The organism is Pseudomonas sp. H11T01, from assembly GCF_048515765.1.
Classification (GTDB): Bacteria; Pseudomonadota; Gammaproteobacteria; order Pseudomonadales; family Pseudomonadaceae; genus Aquipseudomonas.
On record NZ_JBLYED010000002.1, the window covers coordinates 237,208 to 258,470 of the forward strand.

Genomic DNA, 21,263 nt, shown 5'->3' on the forward strand with positions numbered 1-21,263 from the left:
GCCCCAGCGGGAGCAAGCTCCCTCGCCACAAAAGCACCTCGGTCTTAATGCCCGCTACGCATCATCTCTCTCGGCACATATTTACCGATCTCGAATTTGCCGATCGCCGCACGGTGCACTTCGTCCGGACCATCGGCCAGGCGCAAGGTGCGCTGCATGGCGTACATATAGGCCAACGGGAAATCGTTGGAAACCCCCGCCCCGCCGTGGATCTGGATCGCCCGGTCGATGACCTTCAAGGCCACGTTTGGCGCGACGACCTTGATCTGGGCGATTTCACTTTTCGCCACTTTATTGCCGACGGTGTCCATCATGTAGGCCGCTTTCAGGGTCAGCAGCCGCGCCATGTCGATTTCCATCCGCGAGTCGGCGATTTTGTCGATATTGCCGCCCAGACGTGCCAGCGGTTTGCCAAACGCCGTGCGATTGACCGAACGTTTGCACATCAATTCCAGTGCGCGTTCGGCCATGCCGATGGAGCGCATGCAGTGGTGAATCCGGCCTGGGCCAAGGCGACCTTGAGCGATTTCAAAACCGCGCCCCTCGCCCAGCAACACGTTTTCGTAAGGGACACGGACGTTTTCGAACAGCACTTCGGCGTGGCCATGAGGCGCGTCGTCGTAACCGAACACCGGTAGCGGACGGACGATCTTCACACCCGGGGCATCCACCGGCACCAGAATCATCGAGTGCTGTTGGTGACGCGGCGCGTCCGGATTGCTCAGGCCCATGAAGATCAGGATCTTGCAGCGCGGATCGCAAGCACCTGAAGTCCACCATTTTTTGCCGTTGATCACCCACTCGTCGCCCTGACGCTCAGCGCGGGCGGCCATATTGGTGGCGTCGGAGGAAGCGACATCCGGCTCGGTCATGGCGAAGGCCGAACGAATCTCACCGCGCAACAGCGGCTCCAGCCAGCGCTGCTTCTGCCCTTCGTTGGCGTAACGCACCAGCACTTCCATGTTGCCAGTGTCCGGCGCCGAGCAGTTGAACGGCTCTGGCCCGAGTAGCGAGCGACCCATGATTTCCGCCAGCGGCGCGTATTCGAGGTTGGTCAAGCCAGCACCGAGCTCGGACTCAGGAAGAAACAAATTCCACAAGCCTTCAGCCTTGGCCTTGAGCTTGAGTTCTTCCATGATCGCGGTCGGCTGCCAGCGATCACCTTCGGCAACCTGGCGTTCGAACACCGCTTCAGCCGGATAAACGTAAGCGTCCATGAACGCGGTCACGCGCTCACGCAGTTCCTGAACCTTCGGGGAATAAGCGAAATCCATGAGCAGCTACCTTCTTCTAGGAGGTTGTTGAGGTCATGCAATCGATGCTAGAACAGCTACGAAAATTTACCTAGCCTATTCTCGGCGTGTATTAACATTCATCACCGATATATGATCGATTGATCGAAACCTAAAAATAAGAGTGCCGCGCAATGAATCTGAGCAAGGTCGACCTGAACCTCTTTATCGTCTTCGACGCGATCTACACTGAAGCCAATCTGACCCGCGCCGGACAGATCGTCGGCATCACTCAGCCAGCCGTCTCGAACGCTCTGGCCCGCCTGCGCGAGACCTTCAACGACCCGCTATTTGTACGCACCGCCCAGGGCATGGTGCCCACACCCATGGCACAGAACATCATCGGCCCGGTGCGCAATGCATTGTCACTGCTGCGGGTTTCGGTGCAGGAAAGCCGGATTTTCAACCCGTTGCAGGCGGCCAAGACCTACCGCATCAGCATGACCGACCTTACCGAAGCGGTGATCCTGCCGCTGCTGTTCCAACGCCTGCGTCGCCTGGCGCCAACGGTGATCATCGAGAGCTTTTTGTCCAAACGCCGGGAAACCACCAAGGAGCTGGCCGCCGGCCGCCTCGACTTCGCTGTCGACGCACCACTCAACACCGATCCGCAAGTGCGCCACGTCAAGCTGATGGAAGACCGCTATGTCTGCGCCATGCGCAAGGGGCATCCGCTGGCGGGCAAAGAGAAATTCACCCTCGATGATTACCTGTCGCTGACCCATATCCATATTTCCAGCCGCCGCAGCGGCCTGGGGCATGTCGACCTGGCGCTCGGCAAAATGGGTATCCAACGCAAAATCGCCCTGCGCTCCCAGCATTACCTGATGGCCTCGCAAGTGCTGCAACAGACCGACATGGTGATGACCGTACCGGAGCGTTTCGCCCGTCGGCATGACCTGTATTCAGTCAACTTGCCGGTCAATGACGTGCCGCCGGTTGAAACCCACCTCTACTGGCACGAAAGCACCGACCAGGACCCAGCCAACCGCTGGATGCGCGAGCAGATGATCGAGTTGTGCCAGCAGGTGACGGCGCATGAGAAGAAGCTCGACAAGGCGTAATTTCGTGGGAGCGAGGCTTGCCCGCGATGAACGATGACGCGGTCATTCTGTTGCACTGCGTTGCTTTCATCGCGGGCAAGCCTCGCTACTACAAGAGACAGGTGCTTGACGTATACGTCAACCAGCAATTAGCTTAGTGCCAAGACCTTTCTTGAGCGCTTCCATGAGCAGCCAGACTTACAGCATCTCCGACCTCGCCCGCGAGCTCGACATCACGACCCGCGCCATTCGCTTCTATGAGGAGCAAGGCTTGCTCGCTCCCGAGCGGCGCGGTCAGGAGCGCATCTACTCGCCCCGCGACAAAGTCAGCCTGAAACTGATCCTGCGGGGCAAGCGCATCGGCTTCTCCCTGGCTGAATGCCGTGAGCTGATCGAACTCTACGACCCCACCAGCGGCAACCAGAAACAGCTGCACAGCATGCTGGCGAAAATTACCGAGCGTCGCGAGCAGCTTGAGCAGCAAATGCTGGACATCGAACAGATGAAGCTGGAACTGGACACGGCTGAAGAGCGCTGTATCCAGGCGCTGGAACAGACGATCGAGAATCAGAAAACCGTTCAGTAACACGCTTTTGTGGCGAGGGAGCTTGCTCCCGCCGGCCGATCCGCGCCCGGGCGCAGCGGCCGTAAAGCTGACTGATGCGTTCTACCTGACACAATGCTGTTGCCGATTTTAGGGCCGCTTCGCGCCCCAGCGGGAGCAAGCTCCCTCGCCACATTAAAAACACCACAGAATAGGTGACCTCCTTATGTCTCTCCCAACCCACGTACGCCTGATCGAAGTCGGCCCTCGCGACGGCCTGCAAAACGAAGCCCAACCCATCAGCGTGGCGGACAAGGTGCAATTGGTCGATGCGCTGACCGCCGCCGGCCTTGGCTATATCGAAGTCGGCAGTTTCGTCTCGCCCAAATGGGTGCCGCAAATGGCCGGCTCCGCGGAGGTCTTCGCGCAGATCCAGCGCAAGCCGGGCGTGACCTACGGAGCGCTGGCACCGAACCTGCGTGGTTTCGAAGACGCGCTGGCGGCCGGGGTCAAGGAAGTCGCGGTGTTCGCCGCCGCTTCCGAAGCCTTTTCCCAGCGCAATATCAATTGCTCGATCAGCGAGAGCCTGGAGCGTTTCGTCCCGATCATGGAGGCTGCCAAACAGCACGGCGTCAGCGTGCGCGGTTACGTGTCTTGCGTGTTGGGCTGTCCTTATGAAGGTCAGGTCGCGCCCGAGCAAGTCGCCTTCGTCGCCCGAGAGCTTTATGCCATGGGCTGCTACGAAGTCTCCCTCGGCGACACCATCGGCACCGGTACTGCCGGCGCCACGCGAAAGATGTTCGAAGTCGTTAGTGCCCAGGTACCTCGCGAGAAACTGGCTGGGCACTTCCACGACACCTACGGTCAGGCGCTGGCCAATATCTACGCCAGCCTGCTGGAAGGTATCTCGGTGTTTGACAGCTCTATCGCCGGCCTAGGTGGCTGCCCCTACGCAAAAGGCGCCAGCGGTAACGTCGCCACCGAAGACGTGCTGTACCTGCTCAATGGCCTGGGAATCACAACCGGGATCGACATGGATCGCTTGATCCTCGCCGGCCAGCAAATTTGCACAGTACTGGGGCGCCCCACGGGTTCTCGTGTGGCCAAGGCCCGTAGCGCAGTGTGAAGGGGGAATGTGTCGGGGTGTTACCGACAGCTTTAGCCCGTAGCAAAAACGAGTAACACGGAAACAGATCACGGGTTTTTGGCTGGCTGATTTTTCTTACTAAATTATCAAGCCATTGATTTTAAAAGGTTTTATAAAGTTGGCACGGCTTCTGCTATCTCTATGGCATAACAAGAATAAAAAAATTGCAGCAACCCCAATAAAAACAAGACGTAACGACTCTGACATAACAAAAACAACACGGCAGAGACGCAGCTAACAGATTTTTTTGGAGAAGGTGTGCTTTTCAGGGTGCTTTTCGAAGCAACTCGCAACCGGGCAGAGAACAATAAAACTACCTTCAGGTAGCTCCCGAACTGGTTGGATCGCTCAGCGAAAAAGCAGATCAGCGCTCAAAAAAATACGTTTGCTCTTGATCCCGAATGGGGATCGACAAAAACAGCGGTAAAGGGCCACGGTTGCCAAAAACAACAACAGACCGCCCCTCAATAATAAAAAAAGAGCACGTAACAACAAATTAAAGGGGAGCTTCGGCTCCCCTTTGTGCTTTGTGGGAGCGGGCTTGCTCGCGATGAACGATAACGCGGTTCATCTGATAAACCGCGGTGCATTCATCGCGAGCAATCGAGCGTCGACCGGCCCTTCCCACAGGATTGTGATCAACTGTTGTTGACCTTGAGCTCCTCGATGCTGATCTCCCTCATCCGAAACTTCTGAATCTTGCCGGTCACGGTCATCGGAAACTCTTCGACGAACTTGAAGTAACGCGGTGTCTTGAAGTGGGCGATGCGTTCCTTGCACCAGGTTTGCAGCTCCAGTTCACTGGCCCTGTGGCCGGGATGGAACTTGATCCAGGCGACGATTTCTTCGCCATATTTGGCATCTGGAATACCGATGATCTGCACATCCGCCACCGCTGGATGAGTGAAGAAAAACTCTTCCAGCTCACGGGGGTAAACGTTTTCACCTCCGCGAATAATCATGTCTTTGTTGCGCCCGGCGATGCACACGTAGCCTTGCTCGTTCATGGTCGCCAGATCCCCGGTGTGCATCCAGCCGGCCTGATCGATGGCCTCGGCAGTGCCTTGCGGGTTGTTCCAGTAACCGAGCATCACGCTGTAACCGCGCGTGCACAGCTCACCCATCTGCCCGCGCGCGACAGTGTTACCCGACTCGTCGATGATTTTGCTTTCCAGTTGCGGCTGGGTTCGGCCAACCGTGGTAACGCGTAACTCAAGATCGTCCGCGGGACCGGTCTGCAATGACACCGGACTGGTTTCGGTCATGCCGTAGGCGATCTGCACTTCGCTCATGTGCATCTCGCTGATGACCCGGCGCATCACTTCGATCGGACACGTTGCGCCGGCCATGATTCCGGTGCGCAGGCTCGACAAATCGAATTCGGCGCGCCGGGGCTGATCGAGCATGGCGATAAACATGGTGGGCACGCCGTACAACGCCGTGGCCTGTTCTTCGGCGACGGTGCTCAAGGTCAGTAACGGATCAAAGGCATCGTTGGGGTAGATCATGGTGCTGCCGTGGGTCACGCAACCGAGGTTGCCCATGACCATGCCGAAGCAGTGATACAGCGGCACCGGGATCACCAGCCGATCCGCGGCCGTCAGCCCGAGGCTTTCGCCGACCATGTAACCGTTGTTGAGAATATTGTAGTGACTAAGAGTTGCGCCCTTGGGAAAACCGGTGGTGCCCGAGGTGTACTGGATGTTCACCGCCTGATCGAAATGCAGGCTGTTCTGCCGGGCCTTCAATTGCCCGATATCCACCCCAGCGCCCAACGCGGACAGCTGCGACCATGGCAGGAAACCCGACGGCGGCTGTGCATCAAGACTGATGACGCCCCGCAAGTCCGGCAGACGCTCACTCTGCAACTGGCCGATAGGATGTTCTGCCAGCTCCGGCACCAGGCCTTGCAGCATCGCGTGGTAATCGGACGTCTTGAAGGCCCCGGCGCAGACCAGCCATTGGCAGCCGGATTGCTTCAACACGTATTCCAGTTCGGAACTGCGGTACGCCGGATTGATGTTGACCAGGATCACCCCGATCTTGGCGCTGGCGAACTGACTGATACACCACTGGGCACAGTTGGGCGCCCAGACACCAAGACGATCGCCAGCCTGTAAACCCAGCGCCATCAACGCCCTGGCATGCAGGTCAACGGCTTCGGCCAGTTGCTTCCAGCTGTAACGCAGTTGCTGATGGCGAACCACCAACGCCTCGCCCTGCGGATACTGCGCAACGGTGTTGTCGAACGCCTGACCGACGGTCAGCGCCAGTAAGGCTTTGTCCTGCGAGCCACGGGTGTAGCTCTGACTTGGGTGAGAACCTGGTTGATCCATAACGACCCCTATTGTCTTTATTGGTGGGTGTGTGGGAGCCGGGCTTGTGTGGCGAGGGAGCTTGCTCCCGCTCGGCTGCGCAGCAGTCGTAAAACCCGCGAATGTGGTTTATCTGACGAACTGCAATAGCCGATTTGAGGGCCGCTTCGCGACCCAGCGGGAGCAAGCTCCCTCGCCACAGATGAAAGCCTGGTTCCTACAGAAAGCACCTCTACTCTGGCTCAAGTTGACGTTAACGTAAAGGGTGATTGACAGCCGCTCATCGCAGGCTTACGTTAACGTAAAGGTGAGAGCTGATCAGGCGCTCTCCACTCCTGACAAAAACACCAAAGGTGACCCATGAGCTACCCATCCCTGAACTTCGCCCTGGGCGAAACCATCGACATGCTGCGCGATCAGGTTCAGTCCTTCGTCGCCAAAGAAATCGCACCTCGCGCTGCACAGATCGACATCGATAACCTGTTTCCCGCCGATATGTGGCGCAAGTTCGGTGACATGGGGCTGCTCGGGATCACTGTGCCGGAAGAATACGGCGGTGCCGGCCTGGGCTATCTGGCCCACGTGGTGGCCATGGAAGAAATCAGCCGCGGCTCGGCTTCGGTTGCCCTTTCCTACGGCGCGCACTCCAACCTCTGCGTCAATCAGATCAACCGTAACGGCAACCATGAGCAGAAAACCAAGTACCTGCCGAAACTGATCAGCGGCGAACACGTCGGCGCCCTGGCCATGAGCGAACCGAATGCGGGTTCCGACGTGGTTTCGATGAAATTGCGCGCCGACAAACGCGGCGACCGTTTTGTGCTCAACGGCAGCAAGACCTGGATCACCAATGGCCCGGATGCCAGCACCTACGTGATCTACGCCAAGACCGACCTGGAAAAGGGCGCTCACGGTATCAGCGCCTTCATCGTCGAACGTGACTGGAAAGGCTTCAGCCGCAGCAACAAATTCGACAAGCTCGGCATGCGCGGCTCGAACACCTGCGAGCTGTTCTTCGACGACGTCGAAGTCCCGGAAGAAAACCTGCTGGGCGTTCTCAACGGGGGCGTCAAAGTCCTGATGAGCGGCCTCGATTACGAGCGTGTGGTGCTTTCCGGCGGCCCGACCGGGATCATGCAAGCCTGTATGGACCTGGTCGTACCCTACATCCATGACCGCAAACAGTTCGGCCAGAGCATCGGCGAATTCCAGCTGATCCAAGGTAAAGTCGCTGACATGTACACCCAGCTCAACGCCAGCCGTGCTTACCTGTACGCCGTTGCCCAAGCGTGCGAGCGCGGCGAAACCGCCCGCAAGGACGCCGCCGGGGTGATCCTCTACAGCGCCGAATGCGCGACCCGAATGGCCCTCGACGCGATTCAGATTCTCGGCGGCAATGGCTACATCAATGAATTCCCCGCAGGTCGTCTGCTGCGCGACGCCAAGCTGTACGAAATCGGCGCCGGCACCAGCGAGATTCGCCGCATGCTGATTGGTCGTGAACTGTTCAACGAAACCCGCTAAACGGAGCTGTCCATGGCTATCCTGCATACCCAGCTCAACCCCCGTTCGGCGGAGTTCGCCGCCAACAGCGCGGCAATGCTCAAACAGGTCGACGCCCTGCACACCCTGCTCGCTCAAGTGCAGCTAGGTGGCGGCCCGAAAGCTCAAGAACGCCACACCTCGCGGGGCAAGCTGCTGCCGCGTGAACGCATCAATCGCCTGCTCGATCCGGGCTCACCGTTTCTGGAAATCAGCCAACTGGCCGCGTATGAGGTCTATGGCGAAGAGGTTCCAGCCGCTGGCGTGATTGCCGGGATCGGCCGGATTGAAGGCGTCGAATGCATGATCGTCGCCAACGATGCCACGGTAAAAGGCGGCTCTTACTATCCGCTGACCGTGAAAAAACACCTGCGCGCCCAGACCATCGCTCAGCAGAATCGCCTGCCCTGCATTTATCTGGTGGACTCCGGCGGCGCCAACCTGCCGCGTCAGGATGAAGTGTTTCCAGACCGTGAGCACTTTGGCCGGATCTTCTTCAACCAGGCCAACATGAGCGCCATGGGCATTCCGCAAATCGCCGTGGTCATGGGCTCCTGCACCGCCGGTGGCGCCTATGTACCGGCCATGGCCGACGAAGCGATCATGGTCCGCCAGCAGGCCACCATCTTCCTTGCTGGCCCACCGCTGGTGAAAGCCGCTACGGGTGAAGTGGTCAGCGCCGAAGACCTCGGTGGTGCCGATGTGCACTGCAAGATCTCCGGGGTCGCCGACCATTACGCCGACAGCGATGAACATGCACTGGCCCTTGCCCGTCGCAGCGTGGCCAACCTCAACTGGCGCAAGCTCGGTGAGTTGCAGCAACGCAAACCGATCGCGCCGCTGTTCGCCAGCGAGGAGCTGTATGGCGTGGTTCCGGCTGACGCCAAGCAGCCGTTCGATGTGCGTGAAGTGATCGCGCGCCTGGTCGACGGTTCGGTGTTCGATGAGTTCAAAGCGCTGTTCGGCACCACGCTGGTGTGCGGTTTTGCCCACCTGCATGGCTACCCGATCGCGATCCTCGCCAACAACGGCATCCTCTTCGCCGAAGCCGCGCAGAAAGGCGCGCACTTTATTGAACTGGCCTGCCAGCGCGGGATTCCGCTGTTGTTCCTGCAGAACATCACCGGCTTCATGGTCGGTCAGAAATACGAGGCCGGCGGCATCGCCAAACACGGCGCGAAACTGGTCACTGCGGTGGCCTGTGCCAAGGTGCCGAAATTCACCGTGATCATCGGTGGCAGCTTCGGTGCCGGTAACTACGGCATGTGCGGCCGCGCCTACGATCCACGCTTCTTGTGGATGTGGCCCAACGCCCGCATTGGCGTGATGGGTGCAGAGCAGGCCGCTGGCGTGTTGGTGCAGGTCAAACGCGAGCAGGCGGAACGCAGCGGCCATCCCTTCTCCGACGCTCAGGAAGCCGAGATCAAGCAACCGATCCTCGATCAATACGAAGAGCAAGGCCATCCCTACTACTCCAGTGCACGGCTATGGGACGACGGTGTCATTGACCCGGCGCAGACCCGTGACGTCCTCGCGCTGGCCTTGTCGGCCTCGTTGAATGCCCCTATCGAACCGAGCCGCTTCGGCGTGTTCCGCATGTGACTCTGTGGGAGCGAGCTTGCTCGCGATGGACTCAAGGGCGAAGCGTTTATTCAGAAAACACGCGTTATCGTTAACGTCCATCGCGAGCAAGCTCGCTCCTACAAGAGCCGTGGAGAATGGAAAAACATGAGCGACTTCAACACCCTCGAACTGCTGACCGACCCGCGTGGTTTTGCCACGTTGTGGCTCAGCCGCGAACAAAAGAACAATGCCTTCAACGCCGAGATGATCCGCGAGCTGATCATCGCGCTGGATAAGGTCCAGAGTGATTCGAGCTTGCGTTTTCTGCTGCTGCGCGGACGCGGCAAGCACTTCAGCGCTGGCGCCGATCTGGCCTGGATGCAGCAGTCGGCCGAACTCGATTACCACACCAACCTCGACGATGCCCGCGAACTGGCAGAGCTGATGTACAACCTGGCCAAACTGAAAATTCCGACACTGGCGGTGGTGCAAGGTGCAGCCTATGGCGGCGCGCTCGGTTTGATCAGCTGCTGCGACATGGCGATCGGTGCAGACGATGCGCAGTTCTGCCTGTCGGAAGTGCGCATCGGCCTGGCGCCGGCGGTGATCAGCCCGTTCGTGGTGCAAGCCATCGGCGAGCGGGCGGCGCGGCGCTATGCCCTGACCGCTGAACGTTTCGGCGGGCAGCGCGCACGGGAAATAGGTTTGCTGGCCGAAAGTTACCCGGCCACCGAACTGGAGCAAAAAGTTGAGCACTGGATCGATAACCTGCTACTCAACAGCCCGGCAGCCATGCGCGCCAGCAAGGACTTGCTGCGCGAAGTCGGCAATGGCGCCCTGACCCCGGCGTTGCGCCGCTATTGCGAAAACGCCATTGCGCGAATCCGGGTCAGCCCCGAAGGTCAGGAAGGCCTGCGCGCCTTCCTGCAAAAACGTCCGCCGAAATGGCAGCCCGACACGCCCTCCAAGGAGCCACGTTGATGAGCGCCCCTCTTCTCACCACCCTGTTGGTGGCCAACCGCGGCGAAATTGCCTGCCGGGTGATGCGTACTGCCAAGGCCCTGGGCCTGACCACTGTCGCCGTGCACAGCGCCACCGATCGCGATGCGCGACACAGCCGCGAAGCGGATATCCGTGTGGATCTTGGCGGTAGCAAAGCCGCTGACAGCTACCTGCAAATCGACAAATTGATCGCCGCCGCCAAAGCCAGCGGCGCCCAGGCTATTCACCCCGGTTACGGTTTCCTCTCGGAAAACGCCGGGTTCGCCCGCGCCATCGAAGCTGCGGGATTGATCTTCCTCGGCCCACCCGCTTCAGCCATCGATGCCATGGGCAGTAAATCTGCCGCCAAGTCCCTGATGGAAACCGCGGGTGTACCGTTGGTACCGGGTTACCACGGCGAAGCCCAGGACCTGGAAACCTTCCGTGCTGCCGCCGAACGCATCGGCTATCCAGTGCTGCTCAAGGCCACGGCCGGTGGCGGCGGTAAAGGCATGAAAGTGGTCGAGGACGTCAGCCAGTTGGCCGAAGCCCTGGCCTCGGCTCAGCGTGAAGCGCAATCCTCGTTCGGCAATTCGCAGATGCTGGTGGAAAAATACCTGCTTAAGCCACGCCACGTGGAAATCCAGGTGTTCGCCGATCAGCACGGCAACTGCCTGTACCTCAACGAGCGCGACTGCTCAATCCAGCGTCGCCACCAAAAAGTCGTCGAGGAAGCACCAGCACCAGGGCTGACCCCGCAACTGCGCCAAGCCATGGGGTACGCGGCCGTGCGCGCAGCTCAAGCGATTGGTTATGTCGGCGCTGGTACCGTGGAGTTTCTGCTCGATGCGCGCGGCGAATTCTTCTTCATGGAAATGAACACCCGCTTGCAGGTCGAGCACCCGGTCACCGAAGCCATCACCGGCCTCGACCTGGTGGCCTGGCAGATTCGCGTCGCGCAAGGCGAAGTGCTGCCGATGACGCAGGAACAGGTCCCGCTGATGGGGCATGCGATTGAAGTTCGCTTGTATGCCGAAGACCCGAGCAATGATTTCTTGCCGGCGACGGGTCGTCTTGATCTGTATCGCGAATCAGCAGCAGGCCCGGGGCGGCGTGTCGACAGCGGCGTGGAAGAAGGCGACAGCATCTCGCCGTTTTACGACCCGATGCTCGGCAAATTGATCGCTTGGGGTGAGAACCGTGAGCAGGCCCGTTTGCGTCTGTTGAGCATGCTCGATGAGTTCGCCATCGGCGGGCTGAAAACCAACATCAGCTTCCTGCGTCGCATCGTCGGCCACCCGGCCTTCGCGGCAGCGGAACTGGATACCGACTTTATTCCACGCTATCAGGAACAACTGCTGCCGGCGCCGAACGAGCTGAGCGACGAATTCTGGCAAGCCGCGGCTCAAGCCTTTGCGCAAAGCCAGCCGGACTCCGTGCGTGACGATGACCGGAGTTCGCCGTGGGCGATTGCCAGCGGTTTCCGCGCCGGACTGCCGGCACAAACCACCCTGCACTTGAGTTGTGAGGGGCAGGACAAAGCGGTCACCCTGGACATTGTCAGCGCTCGTTCTGCCGAGCTTTCGGGTGAGCAACTGCTAATCGAGCATGACGGCCTGCGTCGTCAACATCGGGCGATCCGCCGCGACGACACGCTCTATCTGCACTGGGAGGGCGATCTGCGCAGCATCAAGCCGTACGATCCGATTGCCGAAGTCGAGGCCAGCCACAGCCACCACGGCGGCCTCACCGCGCCCATGAACGGCAGCATCGTGCGGGTCCTGGTCGAAGCCGGACAAGCCGTCGAAGCCGGTGCGCAATTGGTGGTACTGGAAGCCATGAAGATGGAACACAGCATTCGCGCGCCCCATTCCGGAGTGATCAAGGCGCTGTATTGCCAGGAAGGCGAGATGGTGAGCGAAGGCAGTGCGTTGGTGGAGCTGGAGTAAGAACGGTGAAGTGATTGGTCCGACGCTTGCGCCGGACCGATCAGACTAGAATTTCGCCGTGGCCTGCATCACCACACCGATGATTCGGCATTCATCGGTGTAGAGGGTTTTTGGATAGGTCGGGTTGAGCGGAACGAGGTAACGTTGCCCGCCCTCCTCGATCAACTTGCGGAAAGTCGCTTCAGCGCTGTCCGGCCAGCGGGCAATCACCAGTTTGCCTGGCACCGCTTCAACGGCCGGATCGACCAGTATCAGCATGTCTTGCGCGATACTGAGGCCACTGGGGGCGGTCATTGCATCCCCGACCACCACCAGCCAGAACGCTGCGCCCTGAGCATGATAATCGGACAGCTCGTAGCGTCCCTCGGATTTGGACTTGGAATAAGTCGGTTGCTCCTCGCGCACTTCGCACACACCTTGCCAATCGCTGACCGGGTAGCGGAAGTAGGGGTTGTACTTGTCTGCCAGAGACAGCTCGTAACCCTCCTGCTCGCCCTCCTCATCCTTCGAGGCTGCGGGTTCTCTGATGACCAGCGCCACTTCAAGAAACCCCAACCCCAACTCCTGAAGCACACGATTCATGTCTTCAATCTTGGGTTGGCGACGTTTACTCAGCCAATGGCCAACGCCGCCCTGGGACATCCCTAGGCGCTCTGCGAGCTTCTCTTGAGTGATTTTGAGTTCACTCATTTTGGCCTTGACCAATTCGATCCATTTATCCATGGCCGGAACAATACGTTGTGTACTCGGGCTCTCAATACACAGATTGTAGTATTTAAATTATCGTAATAAATACACTATGTACTAGGCTTGGGTTTACTTATTTGACCCACCATTAGAGCACCCGGAATCATGATCACACCCAGCAATGACTCGCCAGAAATGGAAACAGACGTCACCTTTGCCTCATTGAAAGGCAACGCTGCAGCGCAGCGCGCCCTGGACTATTACTTGAAACCGGCTGTTTCAGAACCCGAAATCGAGGAAAAACTCTTTGAAGTGAAACGCGGTATCAGCAGCGAAGAAGCCATGGTCCACGCCTCGGGCCTGTTGCGTTGTGCAGCGGCCACCGCTTATGAATCCGCAGAAAACCTGTATGGCGCAAACCGCGATCTGGCGTTCTCGGTGGTGCACATGATTGATTTGGCCAAAGCCATGGTGGACAGATCGCTGGATGGAGCCCGGACCGATTGAACAGCGTAGCCCGCACAGTCAACGGCGTAACGGATTCAAGGTAAGGGGTTGTAGCGAGGACAGGAAAAATTCCCGACAAAGAGGGGAAAACATTTGACTTGCAAATGATAATGATTATTATTGCACGCATCTGGTCGCGAGATCAGTCGATAGCCCAAGAGACCGTAGGTCGGACTCCTGGAATATCTCCTCATCAGGCTAATCACGGTTTTTGACCCGGCTTTTTGCCGGGTCTTTTTTTGCCAGTTTATCTGGTTTGGCTTCAGGCTAATGAAGACTGGGGGGACAGCTAAGTTCGATGGCGGCGACAATATCAAAAGAGCATCATTTTGCAAGAAAACCCCCAGTAATATTAGGGCAAAAGTCCCGAAAATAGCGCTTGAGAGTCCATCGTATAGTCACTAAGCTGCTGCTGCGTCAAGGACGACGCCCCCCTCTTTTTTCCTCGAAATTACCCCGCTGTTTCTCTCCCTCCGTGCGTGTAAAGTAGCCGTCATAAAATCATACTCAGGTATCCAGACTATGCCCGTGGCTCAAGGCTCCTTTCAAATTACTGCCAACTTCGACAGTGGCAACATCGAGGTGCTGGACACCAGCAATCCGCTGCAAGTGCTATTGGCTATCAAGCCGGACACCCGCAGTCAGCACTTCCAATGGTTCCACTTCAAGGCCAGCGGGCTGCATGTGGGCCAGGAGCATTGGTTCCGCCTGAGCAACGCGAGCAAGTCTTCCTATAACAAGGCGTGGGATGGCTACCAGGCCGTGGCCTCCTACGATCACGTCAACTGGTTTCGTGTGCCAACGATTTTCGAGGGTGACACCTTGCGGTTCAGCCTCGAAGCCAGCGCCACGAACGCCTGGTTCGCCTATTTCGAACCCTATAGCCGCGGACGCCATGACTGGCTGATCGAGCAGGCGCTGATCAAGGCCGGCACCGAACTGCTCGCCACCGGCAAAAGCGTCGAAGGTCGCGACATTCAGTTACTGCGCAAGGGCACCGGCGCCGAAGGCCAACGCAAGGTCTGGATCATTGCTCAACAGCACCCCGGCGAGCATATGGCCGAGTGGTTCATGGAAGGCATCATCGAGCGTCTGGAGCAGCACGACGATCCCGTGATGAAAAAGCTTCTGGCCAGTGCCGACCTATACCTCGTCCCCAACATGAACCCGGATGGCGCCTTCCACGGCCATTTGCGCACCAACGCCATGGGCCAGGACCTCAATCGCGCCTGGCAGAGTGCGAGCCAGGACCTCAGCCCTGAAGTGTTCTTCGTTCAGCAGCAAATGGAAAAGTACGGCGTCGATCTGTTCCTCGATATCCACGGCGACGAAGAAATCCCCTACGTCTTCACCGCTGGCTGCGAAGGCAATCCGGGTTACACGCCGCGGATCGAGAAACTCGAAGCGCATTTCCGCAGCCACCTGAAACACCAGACCCGCGACTTCCAGACTGCTCACGGCTACACCCGTGACAAACCAGGCAAAGCCAACATGACCCTGGCTTGTAACAGCGTCGGCGAGAAATTCGATTGCCTGTCGTTGACCCTGGAGATGCCGTTCAAGGACAACAACGATGCACCGAATGCGATCACCGGCTGGTCGGGCAAGCGTTCGATGCAGTTGGGCAAGGATGTGTTGACGACGGTGGCGGAGATGGTTGGGATGTTGCGCTAAGAATTCGCAATCGGGCTGCATGTCATCAACCGGGACATGCAGTCCGCGTTACTCCACCGCCACCCGCCGACAATCCTCAGGCCCCAACAACCGCCCATCCTCAGCACGCAGCTCCAGACGCCGCAGCGGTTGCCCATTCTTTCGGTCGACCATCACCGAATGCTGTTCCCCCGCCTCATAGAAAAACGCCTCGCCCCATTGCCTCAAGCCGATGATCAGGGTGAACAAGCCGTTACCTTTTTCGGTCAGCACGTATTCCTGATAGGCACTGCCATCTGAGGCAGGCACCACGTCGAAAATCCCGTGGGCCACCAACGTGCGCAGCCGCGCTGACAGGATGTTCTTGGCCATGCCGAGGTTGCGCTGAAACTCACCGAAGCGGCGAATGCCATCGAAGGCATCTCGAATGATCAGTAACGACCACCAGTCGCCAATGGCGTCGAGTGAGCGGGCGACCGGGCATTCGGCGCCTGCAAGGCTTGTGCGTTGGACCATGGGTTGAGCTCGCAGATCGAGAACGGGAAAGTGGTTGCAATATAAAACCAGCCTCTCTACCGTACAACTGGTTTTATTACGAAACCACATCTGATGGAGCCAGGCATGAAGCTTGAATCACCGATCCTTCACCCGTATCAGCAGCCATACCTCAACAAAGGTGTGGTCCTGTTGTTCGCCATCGCCTGCGGGCTGTCTGTGGGCAATGTCTATTACGCACAGCCGCTGCTCGACGCCATGGCTCAGGCCTTCGGCATGGACCCGGCGACCATCGGTATTGTCGTGACCCTGACGCAGGTCGGTTATGGGCTGGGCTTGCTGCTGTTGGTACCGTTGGGGGATTTGCTCAACCGGCGGCGCTTGATTGTCGGCCAGATGCTGCTATCGGTGCTCGCACTGGTGATGATCGCCCTCGCGCCGAGCAGCCTCTGGCTGCTGATCGGCATGGCGCTGACCGGCCTCTTGGCGGTGGTGACGCAGGTGCTGGTCGCGTATGCCGCGACCCTTGCGCTGCCGGCCGAGCGTGGCCGAGTGGTGGGTGTGGTCACCAGCGGCATCGTCGTCGGCATCCTGCTGGCGCGCACGGTGGCCGGGAGCATGTCCGACCTTGCTGGTTGGCGTTCGGTTTATCTGCTTTCGGCGGGCCTGACGTTGCTGATGGTTCTGTTGTTGTTTCGTGTGTTGCCAAAGAGCGAACATGCGAAGCCAGCCAGTTCCTATGTTCAGTTGATTAGCTCGGTATTTACCCTGTTCAATGAAGAGAAAGTCCTGCGTGATCGCGCGGTCATCGCCTTGCTGATTTTCGCCGCTGGGACGGTGCTGTGGACACCCCTGGTTCTGCCCCTGAGCGCACCGCCGCTGTCACTGTCGCACACCGAAATCGGCTTGTTCGGCCTTGCTGGTGCCGCCGGGGCGCTCGGCGCAGCGCGTGCCGGGCATCTGGCTGACCGCGGCCTGGCTCAATGGACCAGCGGCCTGGCACTTTCGCTGATGCTGGTCTCCTGGCTGGCCATCGCCTTCACTCAGTCATCCTTGTGGGCACTGTTGATCGGTGTGATTACGTTCGATCTGGGCTTGCAAGCGGTACACGTCACCAGCCAGAGCATGATCTACAGCGTGCGCCCCGAAGCCCAGAGCCGGCTGGCGGCGGGCTACATGCTGTTTTATTCCATCGGCAGCGCGTTGGGATCAATCGGCTCGACGGCGATGTACGCCTGGTCAGGCTGGATCGGTGTTTGCCTGCTGGGGGCAGGAATCAACGCCGTGGCCCTGGGGTATTGGTGGTGGACCGGTTCACCCAAAACCTGTGGGAGCGTGGCTTGCCCGCGAAGACGCCGGGGTCGCGCTCGACTGACGCGCAATACTTGAAAAGCCGCGGTGTTCGCTTCGCGGGCAAGCCCGCTCCCACAAGGTCGTGTGTTGCCAGGATTTTCAACCGTGATCCTTACCAAACAACATGCTCTGCAATACCCCGTCGCGACGCACCCAGCCATGGAACAGCGCTGCCGCCAGATGCAACAACACAGTCAAAAACAGCAAATACGCGAGGTAACCGTGAGCCTTACGCAGGAAGGCAAATGTCTGGGCATTGGCTGGCACTATCGACGGCAGTTGCAGCGAACTGCTGAGCATCACCGGATCACCGGACGCCGAAATCATTGCCCAACCCAACAGCGGCAGTACCAGCATCAAGGCGTAAAGCAAGACATGAGATGCCTTGGCCGCCAGCACCTGCCAACCCGGCAGGTCCGCTGGCAGCGGCGGTTGCCGGGTCGAGAAGCGCACGGCCAGACGCACGATGACCAACAGCAAAATCGCCACGCCCAAAGGTTTATGGATATGGATCAGCCATTCGTGACGCTCGGACACCGAGGCCACCATGCCCGCACCGATAAACAACATGGCGATGAGCATCAGCGCCATTAGCCAGTGCAGCAGCCGCGCCAGGGGAGCGAAATGATTCGGTTGGGCGCTCATGGGTGCGACTCCTGTGTAGCGGCGGGCAACTGGCTGACTTCACTGGTGCGACGCAGGTAGGACTTGGCGTACGCCGCAGAGCGAGCGGCCAGCAATGGGTCGTCGGAACCTTCTATGCCACTCGGCAAAATCAGCGGGTCGTAGTTGATGTCACGGCACTCGCCATTGCTTTGCGGTTGGGTGGTTTCAAGCACCAGCGTGCCAGCATTCAGTACTCTTCTATCGTTCGGCCAGGCCTTGCTGGCGTCATGGGTGGGGTCACCGGGATTGGCCAGGGTGATGTTCAGCTGCCAACGCAGCGGTCCGGCAGCCAGTCGCTGGACCAGATCTTTTTCCAGAAAATCACCACCTTCAGGTGCGCTGGCTCCGGCCGCATCCTGACTCAGCGGTACCACGCCCCAACGCACGGCCTGACGCTGACCGGCAGCATTCACCAGATAAAACGCGTTGATGCCGTTGTAGGTTTCAGTGGCGTAGCTGGCCGACGGTTTGGCGGTCTTGACCCACTGCAAAAACGGCGCGGTTTCCGGATGCGCGGCAAAGAACGCCGCAGGGCCCGCAGGATTCGGCTTGCCGGTAGCCGGGTCCGGAGAACTGGCCTGTTGCAGTTGATAGAAGGCTTCGGGCGTGCCCACCGGGAACACAGGCATGCTGTTCATACCCGTGCGCCACTGTTGACCATTGGCCTGAGTGAAACGCAGCGCCAGGCTTCGGATCGGTACGCTGCTGTCCGGCGCATAAGGATTGCCGCTGGGCAACGCGAACCGCCCCACCACGGGCGTACGCGCCTCGCTGAACACCTGTGCACTGGAAAACTCACGGGCCTGGCTACTGCTCTCGAAGTACCCGGCCACGCACACGCCTTTGGCGTGATTGCGCCGGAACCCCGGATGCGCCCCGTTGTTTTTCTCCAGCACATCGACCAGCGCGTTGGGCGTCAGGCGCTGTGGGTCGAAGGTGCCGTGAACATAGGCAAACGCCCCGGCAATCGCCGCGACCACCACAGCAATACCCGCCAGGCGTACGGTCAGGCTCGCGGCACTCAGCGCAGGCCTGATTGGCCGCGGTGGCGGCGGTGAGCGATCAACCATGAAAAACTCCAGGGCCGTGGGCCGCAGGTGAGAAGGATCAATCAGACGAAGCCCGGGAAGGTTTATTCCATCGCTCGGTATTTATTTTTACAGGCGCGGAATAACCTTCAATGCCGGGCGTCTTCCTAGTCCCAAGCGTAGTGACTAGCCAGCATTTCATGAACGATCTCGACGAACAGTTACGCGAACTCATCCCAAGGCTTCGGCGGTTTGCCGTGTCGTTGACCCGTAATCCGAGCAGCGCTGACGATCTGGTGCAATCGTGCCTTGAGCGGGCGCTGTCGAGTTGGGCGGACAAACGTCCCGAGGGCGATCTGCGGGCCTGGCTGTTCTCGATTCTCTATCGGCAGTTTCTCGACGCCCATCGGCGCTCGCGGCGCTATGCGCGGATGCTGGAATTCTTCACTGGCCGCGATGATGCGCAGCCCTCGGTAGAGCGCACGGTGATCGCTCAATCGACCCTTCAGGCATTCGACCGACTGACCACCGAGCAGCGCGCGCTGCTGCTCTGGGTTTCGGTGGAAGGCTTGAGTTACAAGGAAGTCGCCGAGATTCTCGACGTTCCCACCGGCACCGTGATGTCTCGCCTGTCCCGCGCCCGCCAGGCCTTGCGCCAGCTCAGCGACGGCGAAATCACCAGCCCTTCTCTGCGGATACTCAAATGATCAGCATGCCCCCAAGCGTCAGCGACCTGCACGCCTATGTCGACCATCAGCTCAGCGATGCCGATCGGCGCCTGGTTGAGACTTATCTGGCGGCTCAGCCTGAAGTCGCGGCGCAAGTCGAAGCCTGGCAGCAGGACGCCCAACAATTGCGCGCGGCGTTGAGCGGCGCCTTGCAGCAACCGGCCAACCCGGACCTCGACCCGGCCATTATTCGCCAACACCTCAAGCGTCAGTCGCGACGCAATCTGGCCAGCGCCGCTGTGCTGTTGATCGCCGTCAGCGTCGGTGGCTTGAGCGGCTGGCAAGCACGGGAAATGACCATGGTCGGCGCACCACCGCCGATGACCGACGCCATGCAGGCGTACCGGATGTTCGCCCAGCAAGGCATCCTGCCGGCCGATTTTAAAGTGCAGAGCAACGGCGATATGCAAATCTGGCTCGACCGCTACTTCACCCAGGCCAACCGTATGCCCGACCTGCAGAACGCCGGATTTAAAGCGGTCAGCGGACGCTTGTTGAGCACCGAACAAGGCCCGGCAGCCATGGTGCTGTATGAAGATCAGAACGGGCGCAAGGTCAGCTTCTACATTCGTCCACCGGGACCGAAAAACAACCTGCTGCCGCGAGGCAGTCGACGGGACGGCGAGTTGCAGGCTGAGTATTGGTCAGGGGCCGGGTACAACTACGCGATGGTCAGCCCGGCGGATACGCCGGCGGCGCAAATGCTCAAGCAGACGCTGAAGTTCTGATCACCATCATTCCCTTGTGGGAGCGAGCCTGCTCGCGAAGAGGCCAGTACATTCAACATTGATGTCGACTGGTACATCGCTATCGCGAGCAGGCTCGCTCCCACAGTGGTTCGGTGGAGGTTTCCGGATTGCAGTCAACCCTGCCCGAAGATTTGCGAAGGCCGACGCAGCAGCGGGTCGAATGGGTTGATCCGCGGGCCGATCGCAGCGGCTTCGCGCTTGAGCATTTCCACCACTGTAGGCAGGCGGTCCGGCCCCAGTCGATCACTGATGGTTGCCACGCTCAAGGCCGCCACCGCCCGGCCTTCACGGTCGAGAATCGGCACCGCGACTCCGGCCATGCCCTGCAATACGCCGGTGTTGCGCCCGGCATACCCGAGGCTGCGGACATTCTCGACTTCCGAACGTAAAAACACCTCGTCATACAGGTGGAAGTCCTTGAGACGTGGCAGGTTGTAGCGAATCACCGTTTCGCGCTCGTCTTCGGGCAGGAAGGCGAGGATCGCCAGGCTGCCCTGACCCACGCCGAGCGCCACCCTTCCGCCGATATCCCCAGTAAAAGTCCGGATCGGAAACGGCCCTTCGCTGCGGTCCAGGCAGATCGCGTCGAACCCGCTGCGCGCCAGCAAAAACAATGAATCGCCCAACGACGCCGACAACCGCAACAGTGCAGGACGGACCAGTTCACGCAGGTTGCCGGTATTCCCGGCGCGGGCCGCCAGGGCAAAGAACTCCAGGCTCAGGCGATAGCGTTTGCTGCGCGCGTCCTGCTCGACCATCCCCTCCTCCATCAGGCTGCGCAGTAAACGGTGGGTGGTTGGCTGCGACAGGCCGATGCGCTGGGCCAATTGCGTGACCCGCTCACCACCGTCCGTAGTGTCACCCAGGCTACGGAGCACGGCGAACAGTCTTGAGACCGCGCCTACACCGACTTCATTTTTATTTTCGTTCCGATCAGTGGAATTCATAGAGGTATTTCTCGACGATAAATTTACTCACTGAATGAAATTGAAAATAGTCGTTCTTTCAGTGAAATAGGCCA

19 protein-coding genes are annotated in these 21,263 nt (G+C 59.3%); 12 read left to right on the forward strand and 7 right to left on the reverse strand.

From position 1 onward, the window contains the following. Positions 1 to 44: 44 nt before the first annotated feature. Positions 45 to 1,274, reverse strand: coding sequence for an acyl-CoA dehydrogenase (locus tag ACN1C3_RS03605; RefSeq protein ID WP_419114411.1), 1,230 nt, complete (start codon positions 1,272 to 1,274; stop codon positions 45 to 47). A gap of 152 nt (positions 1,275 to 1,426) precedes the next feature. Here ACN1C3_RS03605 and ACN1C3_RS03610 point away from each other — a divergent pair, with 152 nt between their 5' ends. From ACN1C3_RS03610 to ACN1C3_RS03620, 3 genes are all read left to right on the forward strand, one after another. Next, a complete protein-coding gene (locus ACN1C3_RS03610) occupies positions 1,427 to 2,356 on the forward strand; it encodes a LysR family transcriptional regulator (RefSeq protein ID WP_419114412.1) in 930 nt (309 codons plus the stop codon). A 163-nt stretch (positions 2,357 to 2,519) separates the two neighbouring features. After that, positions 2,520 to 2,921, forward strand: a complete 402-nt coding sequence (locus tag ACN1C3_RS03615) for a MerR family transcriptional regulator (RefSeq protein WP_419114413.1) — start codon at positions 2,520 to 2,522, stop codon at positions 2,919 to 2,921. Between the two features lie 184 nt (positions 2,922 to 3,105). After that, the gene (locus tag ACN1C3_RS03620; RefSeq protein WP_419114414.1) at positions 3,106 to 4,005 is read left to right on the forward strand and encodes a hydroxymethylglutaryl-CoA lyase; all 900 of its coding nucleotides are present in this window, start codon (positions 3,106 to 3,108) and stop codon (positions 4,003 to 4,005) included. A 659-nt stretch (positions 4,006 to 4,664) separates the two neighbouring features. On the opposite strand, the gene ACN1C3_RS03625 is transcribed toward ACN1C3_RS03620, so the two are convergent. Next, positions 4,665 to 6,362, reverse strand: a complete 1,698-nt coding sequence (locus ACN1C3_RS03625) for an AMP-binding protein (RefSeq protein WP_419114415.1) — start codon at positions 6,360 to 6,362, stop codon at positions 4,665 to 4,667. 339 nt (positions 6,363 to 6,701) lie between these two features. Between ACN1C3_RS03625 and ACN1C3_RS03630 the strand changes: the two genes are divergently transcribed. The 4 genes from ACN1C3_RS03630 (at position 6,702) to ACN1C3_RS03645 (ending at position 12,376) form a co-directional block, all read left to right on the forward strand. Then, entirely contained in the window at positions 6,702 to 7,865 is a 1,164-nt protein-coding gene (locus ACN1C3_RS03630) for an isovaleryl-CoA dehydrogenase (protein ID WP_419114416.1), read from the forward strand. A 12-nt stretch (positions 7,866 to 7,877) separates the two neighbouring features. Beyond that, the gene (locus tag ACN1C3_RS03635; protein WP_419114417.1) at positions 7,878 to 9,485 is read left to right on the forward strand and encodes a carboxyl transferase domain-containing protein; all 1,608 of its coding nucleotides are present in this window, start codon (positions 7,878 to 7,880) and stop codon (positions 9,483 to 9,485) included. Positions 9,486 to 9,611: 126 nt separating this feature from the next. Continuing rightward, positions 9,612 to 10,427, forward strand: coding sequence for a gamma-carboxygeranoyl-CoA hydratase (locus ACN1C3_RS03640; RefSeq protein WP_419114418.1), 816 nt, complete (start codon positions 9,612 to 9,614; stop codon positions 10,425 to 10,427). Next, complete coding sequence (locus tag ACN1C3_RS03645; RefSeq protein WP_419114419.1) at positions 10,427 to 12,376, forward strand: acetyl-CoA carboxylase biotin carboxylase subunit; 1,950 nt, start codon at positions 10,427 to 10,429, stop codon at positions 12,374 to 12,376. The genes ACN1C3_RS03640 and ACN1C3_RS03645 overlap by 1 nt, the downstream gene beginning before the upstream one ends. A gap of 45 nt (positions 12,377 to 12,421) precedes the next feature. Here the strand turns inward: ACN1C3_RS03645 and ACN1C3_RS03650 are convergent, their stop codons facing one another. Next, a complete protein-coding gene (locus ACN1C3_RS03650) occupies positions 12,422 to 13,099 on the reverse strand; it encodes a LexA family protein (protein WP_419114420.1) in 678 nt (225 codons plus the stop codon). A 129-nt stretch (positions 13,100 to 13,228) separates the two neighbouring features. Between ACN1C3_RS03650 and ACN1C3_RS03655 the strand changes: the two genes are divergently transcribed. Then, positions 13,229 to 13,570, forward strand: coding sequence for a DUF6124 family protein (locus ACN1C3_RS03655; protein ID WP_419114421.1), 342 nt, complete (start codon positions 13,229 to 13,231; stop codon positions 13,568 to 13,570). Positions 13,571 to 14,092: 522 nt separating this feature from the next. Continuing rightward, positions 14,093 to 15,244 (forward strand): M14 family metallopeptidase, encoded by a 1,152-nt coding sequence (locus ACN1C3_RS03660; protein WP_419114422.1) that lies wholly within the window; start codon positions 14,093 to 14,095, stop codon positions 15,242 to 15,244. 48 nt (positions 15,245 to 15,292) lie between these two features. On the opposite strand, the gene ACN1C3_RS03665 is transcribed toward ACN1C3_RS03660, so the two are convergent. After that, positions 15,293 to 15,739: a winged helix-turn-helix transcriptional regulator gene (locus ACN1C3_RS03665; RefSeq protein WP_419114423.1), complete on the reverse strand. Its 447-nt coding sequence runs from the start codon at positions 15,737 to 15,739 to the stop codon at positions 15,293 to 15,295. Between the two features lie 105 nt (positions 15,740 to 15,844). On the opposite strand from ACN1C3_RS03665, the gene ACN1C3_RS03670 reads away from it, so the two are divergent. Further along, positions 15,845 to 17,107, forward strand: a complete 1,263-nt coding sequence (locus ACN1C3_RS03670) for an MFS transporter (RefSeq protein WP_419114424.1) — start codon at positions 15,845 to 15,847, stop codon at positions 17,105 to 17,107. Positions 17,108 to 17,170: 63 nt separating this feature from the next. Here the strand turns inward: ACN1C3_RS03670 and ACN1C3_RS03675 are convergent, their stop codons facing one another. Both ACN1C3_RS03675 and ACN1C3_RS03680 read right to left on the reverse strand, forming a co-directional pair. Beyond that, a complete protein-coding gene (locus tag ACN1C3_RS03675) occupies positions 17,171 to 17,716 on the reverse strand; it encodes a cytochrome b (RefSeq protein ID WP_419114425.1) in 546 nt (181 codons plus the stop codon). Continuing rightward, the gene (locus ACN1C3_RS03680) at positions 17,713 to 18,807 is read right to left on the reverse strand and encodes a catalase family peroxidase (RefSeq protein ID WP_419114426.1); all 1,095 of its coding nucleotides are present in this window, start codon (positions 18,805 to 18,807) and stop codon (positions 17,713 to 17,715) included. Before ACN1C3_RS03680 ends, ACN1C3_RS03675 begins: the two co-directional genes overlap by 4 nt. A gap of 158 nt (positions 18,808 to 18,965) precedes the next feature. Between ACN1C3_RS03680 and ACN1C3_RS03685 the strand changes: the two genes are divergently transcribed. Together ACN1C3_RS03685 and ACN1C3_RS03690 are read left to right on the forward strand one after the other, a co-directional pair. Further along, positions 18,966 to 19,472: an RNA polymerase sigma factor gene (locus tag ACN1C3_RS03685; RefSeq protein ID WP_419114427.1), complete on the forward strand. Its 507-nt coding sequence runs from the start codon at positions 18,966 to 18,968 to the stop codon at positions 19,470 to 19,472. Next, a complete protein-coding gene (locus ACN1C3_RS03690) occupies positions 19,469 to 20,221 on the forward strand; it encodes an anti-sigma factor family protein (protein WP_419114428.1) in 753 nt (250 codons plus the stop codon). Before ACN1C3_RS03685 ends, ACN1C3_RS03690 begins: the two co-directional genes overlap by 4 nt. A gap of 134 nt (positions 20,222 to 20,355) precedes the next feature. Here ACN1C3_RS03690 and ACN1C3_RS03695 read toward each other — a convergent pair whose 3' ends face one another. Further along, a complete protein-coding gene (locus tag ACN1C3_RS03695) occupies positions 20,356 to 21,189 on the reverse strand; it encodes an IclR family transcriptional regulator (RefSeq protein WP_419114429.1) in 834 nt (277 codons plus the stop codon). Positions 21,190 to 21,263: the final 74 nt, after the last annotated feature.